The organism is Delftia sp. Cs1-4, assembly GCF_000214395.1.
In the GTDB taxonomy this organism is placed as follows: Bacteria; Pseudomonadota; Gammaproteobacteria; order Burkholderiales; family Burkholderiaceae_C; genus Comamonas; species Comamonas acidovorans.
In genome coordinates this window covers 5277132-5289838 of the sequence record NC_015563.1, presented here as the reverse complement: position 1 = coordinate 5289838, position 12707 = coordinate 5277132, and the positions used below count along the sequence as shown (strand labels likewise).

Below are 12707 nucleotides of genomic sequence, written 5' to 3'. Positions count from 1 at the left end.
AAATGCAAAGAGGATGGCATGGCTTGCATAGTCCGCGGAACCGGGTTTTCCTACATTGCAGAGACCGGCCCCACGCCGGGCGGACCGTGCCGCCACGGGCCTTTACAACAATGACAGGAGACAGGCATGCGCATAGAGCCCATGACATGCGCCATCGGCGCCGAATTGCTCGGCGTGCGGCTGGCCGACGCGGTGCGCGACGACGCGCTTTTCTCGGAGATCCGGGCGGCGCTGCTGCGCCACAAGGTACTGTTCCTGCGCGACCAGGACCTGGCGCGCGCCGAGCACGTGGCCTTTGCGCGGCGCTTCGGCGAGCTGGAGGACCATCCTGTGGCCGGCAGCGATCCCGAGCATCCGGGCCTGGTGCGCATCTACAGGACGCCCGAGCAGCCCAACGACCGCTACGAGAATTCCTGGCACTGCGACGCCACCTGGCGCGAGGCGCCGCCCATGGGCTGCGTGCTGCACTGCGTGGAATGCCCGCCCGTGGGCGGCGACACCCTGTGGGCCAACATGGCGCTGGCCTACGAGCGCCTGCCGGAGGCCGTCAAGGCGCTGATCGCGCCGCTGCGCGCGCGCCACAGCATCGAATGCACGTTCGGCGCGGCCATGCCCATCGAAAGGCGGCTGGCGCTCAAGGCCCAGTACCCCGATGCCGAGCATCCCGTGGTCCGCACCCATCCCGAGACCGGCGAGAAGGTGCTGTTCGTGAACGGCTTCACCACGCATTTCACCAATTTCCACACGCCCGCCAATGTGCGCGTGGGCCAGGACTTCACGCAGGGTGCCTCCGGCCTGCTGCAGTACCTGATCGGCCAGGCTGCCATTCCCGAGTACCAGGTGCGCTGGCGCTGGCGGGCGGGCAGCGTGGCGATCTGGGACAACCGCGCCACCCAGCACTACGCGGCCATGGACTACCCGCCCAGCCACCGGAAGATGGAACGCGCGGGCATCGTCGGCACGCCGACCTTCTGAACCACGATCACGACACAAGGAGACATGCCATGAACTTTCTCGACGGCCACCTGTTCCCCGAAAACCAGCAGCCCCTGATCATCACGGCCGCGCCCTATGCGCCCTCGTGGCTGCCCTCGGACTTTCCCGGCGAGATCGCCGTGACCATGGACGAGCAGATCCAGAAGGCCGTGGACTGCTACAACGCCGGCGCCACCGTGCTGCACCTGCATGTGCGCGAGCTCGACGGCAAAGGCAGCAAGCGTTTGTCGAAGTTCAACGAGCTGATCGCCGGCGTGCGTGCGCGCGTTCCCGAGATGATCATCCAGGTGGGCGGCTCCATCAGCTTCGCGCCGGAGACCGAAGGCGCGGCCGCCAAGTGGCTGTCCGACGACACGCGCCACATGCTGGCCGAGCTGGAGCCCGTGCCCGACCAGGTCACGGTGACCATCAATACCTCGCAGATGAATTTCCTGGAGCAGTTCGATGCGCGCGACATACGCGGCACCTCCATGGAGGACCCGGCCGTCTTCAATGCCTACAGGGAGATGACCGTGCCCGCCCAGCCCGGCTGGGCCGAGGAGCACATCCGGCGCCTGTCGGCCGCCGGCATCCAGAGCGCCTTCCAGTGCTACAACATCAACAGCTTCGAGTCGGTGGAGCGGCTCATGCGCCGCGGCATCTACAAGGGCCCGCTGGTGATGAACTGGGTGGCGATTGGCGGCGGCATGGACGCGCCCAGCATCTACAGCCTGGCCCACTTCGTGCGTGCCGTGCCCGACGGCGCCGTGCTCACCGTGGAAAGCTCGGTGCTCAACGTGCTGCCCGTGAACATGATGGGCATCGCCATGGGGCTGCATGTGCGCTGCGGCACGGAGGACAACCTCTGGAACCAGCGCCGCACGGCCAAGATGGGCACGGTGGCGCAGATCGAGCAGCTGGTGCGCATCGCGCGCGAGTTCGGCCGCCCCATCGCCACGGCGCAGCAGGCGCGGGAGATCTGCCGGATCGGCCAGTTCTACGGCACCGTGGACGAGACGCTGGCGGCCAACGGCTTCGCACCCAACCGCAACGGCGCCCAGCAGGGATTTCTGCGCAAGGCCGCCTGAACCGGGAGCCCACGATGCAACGCATGCCCCCCTGGACTGCCATCGCCCTGGCCGCCTCGTTGCTGGCCGGTGGCGCCCACGCCTTCGGCGACAAGCCGGTCCGGCTCATCGTGCCGGCGCCGCCCGGCGGCACCATCGATGTGTTCGCGCGCATCATCAGCGACCAGCTGGCGCAGGAGATACGCCAGCCCGTCATCGTCGAGAACCGGCCCGGTGCCGGTGGCGCCATCGCCGTCAAGCACATGCTGTCCCAGCCGGCCGACGGCAGCACGCTGCTGGTGACGGTGACCAACATCCTCACCGAGGTGCCCCATGTGCTCAAGGTCGGCTTCGACCCCATGAAGGACGTGCGGCCCGTGGCGCAGATGGCGCGCTCGGTGATGCTGTTCATCGCCTCGCCGCAGTTTCCCGCGCGCGACGGGGCCGAGGCCATCGCCTACGTGAAGGCCCACCCGGGCACGCTGTCGTTCGCCTCGTACAGCCAGGGCACGGCCTCGCAGTACGCGGGCGCCATCCTCAACAGAAGGGCCCACCTGGACATGGAGCATGTGGCCTTCCCGGGCTCGGCGCCCGCGCTGGCCCAGGTCATGGGCAACCAGATCCCGCTGATGTTCGACGGATCGGTCACCTCCAAGCCGCTGATCGCGGGCGGCAAGGTCAGGCTGCTGGCCGTGGCCTACAAGAGCCGGCTGCCCGACTACCCGCAGGTGCCCACGCTGGCCGAGCTGGGCTATCCCGAGGTGGATTTCAGCAACTGGAGCGGCGTGTTCGCCTCGGCGCAGACGCCACGCCCGCTGCTGGAGAAGATCCACGGCGCGCTGGCCCGGGTCAACGCCCGCAAGGCCGTGCGCGAACGCTATGCGGGCACGGGCTTCGAGCCCGTAGAAGGCGATCGCTCGCTGGAGCAGATGTCCACCGACCTGCGCACCGAGTTCGACCGCAATGCCGAGATCGTCCGGAACTTCGACATCCGGCTCAACTGATGCAGGGCGCCCCACCCAGGCGCTACACAAGGAGACTCCATGGCAAAGGCCATACGCTTTCATACCACCGGCGGCCCCGAGGTGCTCAGGCTGGAGCATGCCGAGGCCGGCGCGCCCGGACCCGGCCAGGCGCGCGTGCGCCACAGCTTCATCGCCGTCAACTTCATCGACATCTATTTCCGCACGGGCCGCTATCCGCTGGCCCTGCCCAACGGCCTGGGCTCGGACGCCGTGGGCGTGGTCGAGGCCGTGGGGGAGGGCGTGACCGAAGTGCGGCCCGGCGACCGCGTGGGCTACCTGATGGGCCCGCAGGGCGCCTACAGCGATGTGCGCGTGATGCCGGCCGAGGTGCTGATCCCGCTGCCCGACGGCATCAGCGACCGCACGGCGGCCACGCTGATGATGAAGGGCATGACGGCGCAGTACCTGTTCCGCCAGGTCCATCCGCTGCAGGGGGGCGAGACCATCCTCTACCACGCGGCGGCCGGCGGCGTGGGGCTGATCGCCTGCCAATGGGCGCGGGCCCTGGGCGTGACCATGATCGGCACGGTGAGCACCGACGAGAAGGCCGCCGCCGCGCGCGCCAACGGCTGCGCCCACGTCATCGTGACCTCGCGCGAGAACACCGTCGCTCGCGTGATGGAGATCACGGGCGGCAAGGGCGTGCCCGTGGTCTATGACTCGGTGGGCAAGGACACGCTCATGGATTCGCTGGACTGCCTGCAGCCGCGCGGCCGGCTGATCAGCAACGGCACCTCGTCGGGCTCGGTGGTGGTGGACTCCCAACTGCTGGCCTCCAAGGGATCGATCTGGATGACGCGGCCCGCGATGGTGCACTACATCCAGCCGCGCGCCCACATGCTGGAGATGGCGCGCGAGCTGTTTGACCATGTGCTGGCCGGGCGCATCGCCAGCGAGCCCCAGCAAAGCTTTGCGCTGGCCGATGCGGCCCAGGCGCACCGGGCGCTGGAGTCGCGCCGCACCACGGGCGCGACGGTGCTGATTCCCTGAAATGGACCTGCCATGCAGACCCCTGCGCTCCATGCCATCGGCACCGTGGCCGCAGGCCGCAGGCCCGTCACCTGCGGCCTTATCCGCAGTGCCAGCCTGCATGGCTATGCCGACCTGGTGAAAAGCCTGGGCCATGATCCCGCCGTCCTTGTGCGCGCGGCGGGACTGTCGGCGCGCCTGCTCGACGACCCGGAGACGCTGATTCCCATCCATGCCGTGCGCGAGCTGCTGGAGGTGGCCGCGCGCACCACGGGAACGCAGGATTTCGCGCTGCGCCTGGCGGCGCGGCGCAGCCTGTCCCACCTGGGCCCCATCAGCCTTGTGCTGCAGCAAGAGCCTACGCCGCGCCAGGCGCTGGACACGCTGTGCCGCTACCTCAAGCTGCTGAGTGCGGGCATGTTCGTACGCATCGAGGACGCGGGCTCCGGGGTGCTGGTGCGCCAGGACCTGGTGCCCATCGCGGGTATGGCCATGCGCCAGTCCATGGAGCTGGCGGTGGGCGTGATGTTTCGCGTGCTGCGCGAGCTGATCGGCGCCCAGTGGCGCCCGCAGCAGGTCAGCTTCGTACACCGCGCACCGGCCGATGCATCGGCCCACCGTGCCTTCTTCGGCGTGACCCCTTTGTTTGACCAGCCTTTCAACGGCATGGTCTGCCGCCTGGCGGATCTGCAACTGCTGCGCGAATGCGGCCAGGCGCAGGGCTCGGGCGTTGCGCGCTTTGCGCGAAGCCATCTGGAGCAGGCGCTGCGCAGCCGGGGCGAAGGCATGCAGGCGGCCTGCAGGGAGCTGATCATTGCACTGCTGCCGGGCGGCCGCTGTACGGCCCAGCAGGTGGCACGCCAGCTGGGAATGGACCGCCGCACGCTGCACCGCCGCCTGCTTGCGGAGGGGCAGACTTTCTCGGCGCTGCTCGACACCCTCCGCAGGGAACTGGTGCTGCGCCATCTGCAAGACGGTAGCCAGCCCCTGGGCGAGGTGGCGGGCCTGCTGGGGTTTGCCGCGCCCAGCGGCTTTTGCCACTGGTTCCGGGCCGCTTTCGGCGCCAGCGTCTCGGACTGGCGCAGGCGGGGGCAGGGACGGATTGGCGAGGCCTAGTGCGTCAGGCGGTCTTGCGCAGAAATCCCTGGTTGCCGCCGTTGCGGTTGGGCGCGAAGCCGTTGGCCGCCAATGTCTCTTCGGCGGTGTCGTAGAACACGCCAATCTTGCTGATGGCGCGCGCCTGTTGCGCCGTGGCGATGGGGCGGCCGAACTCGCGCGCGATGCGCACCAGTTGTTCGATCTGGGAGACCGTGCTGGCCTTGGCGCTGCGCGACTGGTTCCACAGGCAGTCCTCGGTGCCGCAGCGCACGTGCAGGCCCATGGCGATGCCCATCATGTTCACGGGCAGCACGTTGCGCACATTGCTTTCCACGGTGAGCACGGCGCCATCGGGCACGGCACGCACGAAGTGGGCCAGGCTGTAGATGCTGGGCGCGTCCATGCCGCCGCCAATCGCCACCCAGTTCATCACCAGCGGGCCCTTGTAGATGCCGCGGCGCATGAGCCGCTCCACGGACTCGAAGCTGTTGATGTTGTAGCACTGGAAGGCGCTCTGGATGCCGGCGGCGGACAGGCGCCGGATGTGCTCCTCGGCCCAGCCGGGCTGGGCGGGCACGGTCATCTCCTTGTAGGCGTCGAAGATGGCGGGCTTCTCGCGCGAAGTGCCCCTGAAGTCCGCGTCCTCGGCCTGCTCCGTCACGTTCATCTGCGAGGTATTGACGGTCACCGTGACCTGGTCGGGCACGGGCTCCAGCTCGGCCAGCATGTGGCGCGTGTCGTCGGACAGCCACTTGGCGGCCGCGCCGTCCGTCTCGGGAGCAAAGCTGATCGATCCGCCCACCTGGATGATCATCTCGGGCACACGCGCACGCACACCGGCGATCAGTTCGTTGAACTTGGACAAACGCTTGCTGCCTTTGCCATCCAGCTCGCGCACATGCAGGTGCAGCACGGTGGCGCCGGCGTTGTAGCAGTCCACGGCCTTCTGGATCTGCTCGTCCATGGTCACGGGAATGTCTTCGGGGAAATCGCCGGGCAGCCAGCCCGGCGCATAGGGGGCCGCCGTGATGATCAGGGGCTGCTGGTTTTCGGGGAACAGGTGGCCATCGAGAAAATTCATGGGACGCTCCGGTGGGTGGGGGTGAGGGGAGGAAAGAGTCTGTGCAGGGCCTCAGCGCGGGATGTCGCCGACGATGCCCGCGCGCTCCATGCGGCGGGGCGCCGGGTAGTAGTCGTTGAGCGCGTAGTGCTGGGTGCTGCGGTTGTCCCAGACGGCCACGTCGCCGGGCTTCCAGGACCAGCGCACCTGGTATTCGGGAATCGTGGCGCGGCTGATCAGGTAGTTCATCAGCAGCGCGGCGCCGGGCGCCTTGTCTATGCCGTGGCGCACGTTCTCGGGCGTGCTGTAGTTGACGAAGTGGGTGCTGAAGCCCGCGCCCACGAACAGCAGCTTCTCGCCGGTCTCGGGGTGGGTACGCACCACGGGATGCTCCACGGGCGGGTGCTCGCGGGCCAGCCGCGCGCGCGCCTCGGGCGCCATCACGGCACCGAAGGTGTGCTCTATGCCGGCCTTGGCGCGCAGGCCGTCGATGCTGCGCTTGATGCTCTCGGGCAGCTCCTCGTAGGCCTTGACCATGTTGACCCAGATGGTGTCGCCGCCGATCGGCGGGCACTCTATGCAGCGCAGCACCGCGCCCATGGCCGGGTTGGGGCGCCACAGGCCATCGCAGTGCCAGGTGTTTTCGTAGCTGTGCGGATCGTCGCTGCGGTAGATGCGCACCAGGCCAGGGTGCTCGGGATCGCTGCCTGCCACGGGATGGTCCTCCAGTGGGCCGAAGCGGCTGGCAAAGGCCACATGTTCGGCGCGCGTGATGTCCTGGTCCCGGAAGAACAGCACGCGATGGGTCAGCAGCGCGGCGCGGATGTCCGCGAACAGTGCGGCGTCGCGTGCGGCATCGCCGAGATGGATGCCGGAGATTTCGGCGCCGATGGCGGGGGTGATCTGTCGGATCTGCATGGTCGGTATTTCCCTGGAAGTCAGTTCGCGGTGATCTGGTATTTCTTCACGATGCCGGCGTTGCGCTCGGACATCTGGCGTGTCTCGCGCTGCAGCGCGGCGGTGTCGGTGAGCACCTCGGGCTCCAGCCCCACGTCGGAGAGCTTTTGCTGCACGGCCGGCGCGCTGGCCGCTTTCCCGATGGCGGCGCGCAGGCGTTCCATGGTTTCGGGCGGCAGGCGGGCCGGCGCGATCAGGCCCACCCAGCCGCGAAACTGCAGCTCGGGGTAGCCGAGTTCGGCGGTGGTCGGCACCTGGGGCAGGTGGCGCGAACGCCGGGGGCCGGAGAACGCGTAGGCACGCAGCTTGCCGGCCCTGATCAGGGGCACCGAGGTCAGCATGCCGTCGAACATGACGTCCACCTGGCCGCCCAGCAGGGCCTGCACGGCCGGCGGCGAGCCCGCGTAGCCCACGTGCTGCAGGTCCAGGCCCGCCTTGTCGCTGAGGATCAGGCCGGCGTAGTGCGACACGGTGCCGGGGCTGTAGCTGGCAAAGCTGGTCTGGCCTTTGCGTGCCTTGAGCTGCGCGAGCAGCTCCTGCAAGTCCTGGGCGGGCTGGCTGGCCGCGGCCACCAGCACCACGCCCGAGCGGGCCAGCGAGGCCAGGGGCACCAGGTCCTTGAGCGGATCGAAGGGCATCTTGATCACATGGGGGATCTCGGCCAGCAGATTGCTTGCGCCCACCAGCAGCGTCTGCCCATCGGCGGGCGCCTGCAGCAGGGTCTGCATGCCCAGCAGACCGCCTGCGCCCGGGCGGTTGTCTATCACCAAGGCCTGGCCTGTTTCAGACGCGAGCTGCTGGCCCACGACGCGCGCCACGATGTCCATGGTGCCGCCCGGCGGTGCGGGCACGATGAGCCTGAGCGGCTGGCGGCTCCAGGCCGTACCGCCGATGGCGATGGCGCAGCCCGCGAGCAGCGTGGTGATGGCGTGGGGCAGTCTCATATCCGTGTCTCCTTGTTCCGTGTTCTGGCATCCAGTATCGAAAGCCCGCTTTCCCGGGAATTGCCATTGGGGGACAGGCATTTGCCTTGATGGGACAAATCCATGGCAACCCTGACCAGGGCAACCCGCGCATGTCGTGAATTGCAAAGCCGTTGGCATGAACTGCCAAGAAGCGGCGCGATGGCTTTCCTAGAGTCGATTCGTGGCGCAGGACTGCGCCAGCCCCACGACGAACAGGAGACCTCCATGCCCCGACTTCACCCCCATCCCTGCGGCCTGCACGCGCTGGGCCTGCTGTGTCTGGCAGGCGCGGCCGCCGCCCAGGCGCCCACCTCGGTCACGCTGTTCGGCGTGATGGACGCCGGCATCAGCCGCTACAGCGTGCGCAGCGAATCCTGGGACGCGGGTCCCGCGCGCTCGGCGCGGCAAAGCACCTGGGCGCTGTCGCCTTCGGGCAACCTGGCCAGCCGCATCGGCATACGCGCCAGCGAGGACCTGGGCGGCGGCCTCATGGCCGGCCTGTGGATGGAGGCGCCGGTGGCCAATGACACGGGCGGCGGCGCGCTCAACTTCGGGCGGCGCGCCACCATCAGCCTGTCCGGGCGCCTGGGCGAGCTGCGCATGGGGCGCGACCACACGCCTTCGTTTCTGAACGACTGGGCCTTCGACCCCTTCACCGTCAACGGCGTGGGCACCAACCTGATCGCCGTGGTCAACAGCAACCTGGCCATCGCCCGTGCGCTGGCCACGGGCGGCCTGCTGGGCGGCGGGCTGTCGGCGGGCACGGACACCTATCTGCGCGCAGGCAATTCCATCGGCTATTTCCTGCCGCCGGGCCTGGGCGGCGTCTACGGGCAGGCCATGTACGCCTTTCCCGAGAACAGCTCGAAGCGGGGGCGCTACGCGGGTGCCCGCATCGGCTGGGCCATGGGGGCGGCCGATGTGGCGCTGGGCTATGGCGAGAACACCCTGGGCACCTCGGGCGCCGGCGCGGAAAAGATCCGCTCGCTGAACCTGGGCGGCTCCTATGACTTCGGCCCGGTCAAGCTGTTTGGCGAATGGTCCGGCGTGCGCAACGAGCGGCGCGACGCCAGCACGCTGGCCGCGATCAACGACCGCTACCTGGGCGTGCTGGCCGGCGTGAACATCCCCGTGGGCCAGGGGGCGCTGCGCGCCTCCTATGCACGTGTGCAGTTCAGGAACGGCCAGGGCCTGGCCGACGGCGATTCCTCGGTGAACAAGCTCGCTCTGGGCTATGTGCACCCGCTGTCCAAACGCACGGCGCTGTACGCCACGGTGTCGCGCATCAGCGTGGGCAACGGGCGCAACAACCCGGGCGTGATGGGCGTGACGCCGCTGGTGGTCAGCAACCCGGCCATCCTGCCCCAGCCCGGCTACCTGACCACGGGCGGCATGCAGCCGGCCGGTGCGCTCGGGCTGGACCTGGGCCTGCGGCTGATGTTCTGAACGGCCGTGCCAATCGTTCTGAACGGTCGTGCCAATAGCCGTGGCGCCCGGGTGCCCATCTTCGCCTGCGCTAATCTGCGCGGCATGAATGGATCTTCTGCATGGACCCTGGGTTGGCGCACCCTGTGGCGCGACCTGCGCGCGGGCGAGTTGCGCCTGTTGATCGTCGCCGTGATGCTGGCCGTGGCCGCGCTCAGTTCGGTGGGCTTTTTTGCCGACCGGCTGCAGGCGGGGCTGCAGCGCGATGCGCGCCAGCTGCTGGGCGGCGACGTGGTCGTGGTGGGCGACAACCCCACGGCGCCGGCCTTTGCCGAGCGCGCACGCGCCGAAGGGCTGCAGGCCCTGGAGACATCCAGTTTCCCGACCATGGCACGCGCCAGCGACGCGCAAGGCGGCATGAGCCGCCTGGTGGCGCTCAAGAGCGTGCCCGAAGGCTATCCGCTGCGCGGCAGCCTGCGCGTGGCCGATGCCCCCGGCGCGGCCGACCGGGCCACGCGCGAGATACCGGCGCGGGGCGAGGCCTGGGTCGATGCGCCGCTGCTGGAGTCGCTGGGCATAGGCGTGGGGGACATGCTGCTGCTGGGCGACGCCCAACTGCGCGTGGCGCGCATCATCTCCATCGAGCCCGACCGGGGCGCGGGCTTCATGAACTTTGCGCCGCGCGTGATGATCACCTCCGCCGACCTGGCCGCCACGGGCCTGGTGCAGCCGGCCAGCCGCATCACCTACCGCCTGGCCGTGGCCGGCGCGGGTGATGGCTCCGAGCCGGCCGTGCAGCGCTACCGCGTCTGGGCCGAGCAGCAGGCCAAGGCGCCCGGCGTGCATGGCGTGCGCGTGGAGTCGCTGGACAGCGGCCGCCCCGAGATGCGCCAGACGCTGGACCGCGCCGAGAAATTCCTGAGCCTGGTCGCCCTGCTGGCGGCGCTGCTGTCGGCCGTGGCCGTGGCCCTGGCTGCACGCGGCTTTGCCAACAGCCACCTGGATGCCTCGGCCATGCTGCGCGTGCTGGGCCAGAGCCAGCGGCGCATTGCAGGGGCCTATACGGTGGAGTTCGTGCTGGTCGGCCTGGCCTCCAGCGCCGCGGGCGTGCTGCTGGGCTGGGCCATTCACCATGTGTTCGTGCTGCTGCTGGCCGGGCTGGTGGAAACCGCCTTGCCCGCACCGGGCCTGTGGCCTGCCGCCTTTGGCGTGGGCATGGGGCTGACCCTGCTGCTGGCCTTTGGCCTGCCGCCCGTGCTGCAACTGGCGCGCGTGCCGCCGCTGCGCGTCATGCGCCGCGACCTGGGCGCGCTCAAGCCAGCCTCGGTGGTGGTGCTGGCTGTGGGCGTGGCCGGCTTTGCGGCCTTGCTGCTGGCGGCCAGCCGCGACATCAAGCTGGGCCTGATCGCCGTGGGCGGCTTTGCCGTGGCCGTGCTGCTGTTCGCGGCCCTGGGCTGGCTGGCCGTGCAGGTGCTGCGCCGCCTGGTGCACGAGAGCACGGCGCCACGCTGGCTGGTGCTGGCCACGCGCCAGATCGCCGCGCGCCCCGCCTATGCCGTGGTGCAGATCAGCAGCCTGGCCGTGGGGCTGCTGGCGCTCATGCTGCTGGTGCTGCTGCGTACCGACCTCATCGGTAGCTGGCGCCAGGCCACGCCGGCCAATGCGCCCAACCGCTTCGTCATCAACGTGCAGCCCGAGCAGGCCGACGGTTTCCGCGCGGCGCTGGCCAAGGCCGGCGTCACCTCCTATGACTGGTTCCCCATGATCCGGGGGCGTCTGGTCACCGTCAACGGCAAGCCGGTCAGCCCCGACGACTTCAGCGAAGACCGCGCCAAGCGCCTGGTGGACCGGGAGTTCAACCTCTCCACCACGGCGCAGGCGCCCGCACACAACCTGATCACGGCGGGCACCTGGACGCCTGGCGCCAAGGGCGAGATCAGCGTGGAGGACGGCATTGCCGAGACCCTGGGCCTCAAGCTCGGCGACACGCTGGGCTTCGACGTGGGCGGCGTGCCCAGCGAGGCGCGCATCACCAGCCTGCGCAAGGTGGACTGGGGATCGATGCGGGCCAACTTCTTCGTGATCTATCCCGTGGACCACCTGGACGACGTGGCCGTCAGTTACCTGGCCGCCTACCGCGCGCCCGACGTGGCGGGCTTCGACAACGCCCTGGTGCGCGAGTTTCCCAACATCACCAACGTGGACCTGAGCACCACGCTGGCCCAGGTGCAGCGCGTGCTGGACCAGGTGATACGCGCGGTGGAATTCCTCTTCGGCTTCACCCTGGCCGCCGGCCTGGTCGTGCTCTTCGCCGCCGTCACCGCCACGCGCGAGGAGCGCGCGCGCGAGTACGCCATCATGCGCGCCGTCGGTGCCCAGGCGCGGCTGCTGGCGCAGGTGCAGCGCGCCGAGCTGGCCGGCGTGGGCCTGCTGGCGGGCTTCCTGGCCAGTTGCGCGGCGGCGGCCGTGGGCTGGGCCCTGGCGCGATGGGTGTTCGAGTTCAACTGGACCGTGCCCTGGTGGGCTCCGCTGGCGGGGGCTGTTGCCGGGGCCTTGCTGGCCTGGATGGCGGGGTGGTGGGCGTTGCGGGAGGTGTTGAGGAGGCCTGTGATGGATACGTTGAGGCAGGTGGCTGAGTAGTCTTTGTGTTCTGTTTTTTGCGCCTGCCGGGTGGTTGTTTTTCGAGGCCGGGGTTCGGCCCGGCGGCCGACCTACTTTCTTATCGCGCGATAAGAAAGTAGGCAAAGAAGCGCGCCCCAAACTGCCCACGACCCTTCGCTTCGCTGCGGGCGACCTGCGTTGGGCGGGATGCGGGGTGGCAGCCCTGTCCTTCGGCAGGGCTGCCACCCCGCATCCCGCCCAACGCAGGCGTGGGCAGAAGGGGGGAGGCTGGGGATAGCCAACTGCCAACTGCCAACAGCCGGCGCCATCGCTCCGCTCGGCTTCAAACCGGGGCCGAGCGAAGCAAAGGCCCGCACCCACTCCCCGTATGTCAGCGCCTGCGGCGTGGCGGTTGCGGGGTTGCAGTCCTGCCGAAGGACAGGACTGCTTCGTGATCTGACTCGCCGTGATGTTTGAACGTAGCGCGCAGCGCGAAGAGAGTTTCACGGCGAACCCCGCAACCGCCACGACGCAGGTTGCCCGCAGCGAAGCGGAGGGTCGCGGA

General features: G+C 69.2%; 10 protein-coding genes. 7 read left to right on the top strand and 3 right to left on the bottom strand.

What is annotated here, in order from left to right:
* The first annotated feature begins 126 nt into the window (after positions 1–126).
* From DELCS14_RS23160 to DELCS14_RS23140, 5 genes are read left to right on the top strand one after another with little or no spacing between them, the layout of a single operon-like run.
* Positions 127–975, top strand: a complete 849-nt coding sequence (locus tag DELCS14_RS23160) for a TauD/TfdA family dioxygenase (protein ID WP_013803811.1) — start codon at positions 127–129, stop codon at positions 973–975.
* Positions 976–1004: 29 nt separating this feature from the next.
* On the top strand, positions 1005–2063 hold the full coding sequence (locus DELCS14_RS23155) for a 3-keto-5-aminohexanoate cleavage protein (protein WP_013803810.1): 1059 nt from the start codon (positions 1005–1007) through the stop codon (positions 2061–2063).
* 14 nt (positions 2064–2077) lie between these two features.
* Positions 2078–3046 (top strand): tripartite tricarboxylate transporter substrate binding protein, encoded by a 969-nt coding sequence (locus tag DELCS14_RS23150; RefSeq protein ID WP_013803809.1) that lies wholly within the window; start codon positions 2078–2080, stop codon positions 3044–3046.
* A gap of 39 nt (positions 3047–3085) precedes the next feature.
* Positions 3086–4057 carry a quinone oxidoreductase gene (locus DELCS14_RS23145; RefSeq protein ID WP_013803808.1) on the top strand — a complete coding sequence of 324 codons (972 nt, stop codon included), beginning with the start codon at positions 3086–3088 and terminating at the stop codon, positions 4055–4057.
* A gap of 12 nt (positions 4058–4069) precedes the next feature.
* Positions 4070–5152 carry an AraC family transcriptional regulator gene (locus DELCS14_RS23140; protein ID WP_013803807.1) on the top strand — a complete coding sequence of 361 codons (1083 nt, stop codon included), beginning with the start codon at positions 4070–4072 and terminating at the stop codon, positions 5150–5152.
* A 4-nt stretch (positions 5153–5156) separates the two neighbouring features.
* Here DELCS14_RS23140 and DELCS14_RS23135 read toward each other — a convergent pair whose 3' ends face one another.
* From DELCS14_RS23135 to DELCS14_RS23125, 3 genes are read right to left on the bottom strand one after another with little or no spacing between them, the layout of a single operon-like run.
* Entirely contained in the window at positions 5157–6215 is a 1059-nt protein-coding gene (locus DELCS14_RS23135; RefSeq protein ID WP_012203936.1) for a 3-keto-5-aminohexanoate cleavage protein, read from the bottom strand.
* A gap of 51 nt (positions 6216–6266) precedes the next feature.
* Positions 6267–7112 (bottom strand): TauD/TfdA family dioxygenase, encoded by an 846-nt coding sequence (locus DELCS14_RS23130; RefSeq protein WP_013803806.1) that lies wholly within the window; start codon positions 7110–7112, stop codon positions 6267–6269.
* Between the two features lie 20 nt (positions 7113–7132).
* Complete coding sequence (locus DELCS14_RS23125) at positions 7133–8095, bottom strand: tripartite tricarboxylate transporter substrate binding protein (protein WP_013803805.1); 963 nt, start codon at positions 8093–8095, stop codon at positions 7133–7135.
* 246 nt (positions 8096–8341) lie between these two features.
* On the opposite strand from DELCS14_RS23125, the gene DELCS14_RS23120 reads away from it, so the two are divergent.
* Together DELCS14_RS23120 and DELCS14_RS23115 are read left to right on the top strand one after the other, a co-directional pair.
* Positions 8342–9562 carry a porin gene (locus DELCS14_RS23120; protein ID WP_013803804.1) on the top strand — a complete coding sequence of 407 codons (1221 nt, stop codon included), beginning with the start codon at positions 8342–8344 and terminating at the stop codon, positions 9560–9562.
* An 84-nt stretch (positions 9563–9646) separates the two neighbouring features.
* A complete protein-coding gene (locus DELCS14_RS23115) occupies positions 9647–12181 on the top strand; it encodes an FtsX-like permease family protein (RefSeq protein ID WP_013803803.1) in 2535 nt (844 codons plus the stop codon).
* The last annotated feature ends 526 nt before the right edge of the window (positions 12182–12707 follow it).

Excerpts from the sequence above, each read along its gene's own strand:
- DELCS14_RS23160 (WP_013803811.1), top strand. The coding sequence starts at position 127 with ATGCGCATAGAGCCCATGACATGCGCCATCGGCGCCGAATTGCTCGGC.
- DELCS14_RS23155 (WP_013803810.1), top strand. The coding sequence starts at position 1,005 with ATGAACTTTCTCGACGGCCACCTGTTCCCCGAAAACCAGCAGCCCCTG.
- DELCS14_RS23150 (WP_013803809.1), top strand. The coding sequence starts at position 2,078 with ATGCAACGCATGCCCCCCTGGACTGCCATCGCCCTGGCCGCCTCGTTG.
- DELCS14_RS23145 (WP_013803808.1), top strand. The coding sequence starts at position 3,086 with ATGGCAAAGGCCATACGCTTTCATACCACCGGCGGCCCCGAGGTGCTC.
- DELCS14_RS23140 (WP_013803807.1), top strand. The coding sequence starts at position 4,070 with ATGCAGACCCCTGCGCTCCATGCCATCGGCACCGTGGCCGCAGGCCGC.
- DELCS14_RS23135 (WP_012203936.1), bottom strand. The coding sequence starts at position 6,215 with ATGAATTTTCTCGATGGCCACCTGTTCCCCGAAAACCAGCAGCCCCTG.
- DELCS14_RS23130 (WP_013803806.1), bottom strand. The coding sequence starts at position 7,112 with ATGCAGATCCGACAGATCACCCCCGCCATCGGCGCCGAAATCTCCGGC.
- DELCS14_RS23125 (WP_013803805.1), bottom strand. The coding sequence starts at position 8,095 with ATGAGACTGCCCCACGCCATCACCACGCTGCTCGCGGGCTGCGCCATC.
- DELCS14_RS23120 (WP_013803804.1), top strand. The coding sequence starts at position 8,342 with ATGCCCCGACTTCACCCCCATCCCTGCGGCCTGCACGCGCTGGGCCTG.
- DELCS14_RS23115 (WP_013803803.1), top strand. The coding sequence starts at position 9,647 with ATGAATGGATCTTCTGCATGGACCCTGGGTTGGCGCACCCTGTGGCGC.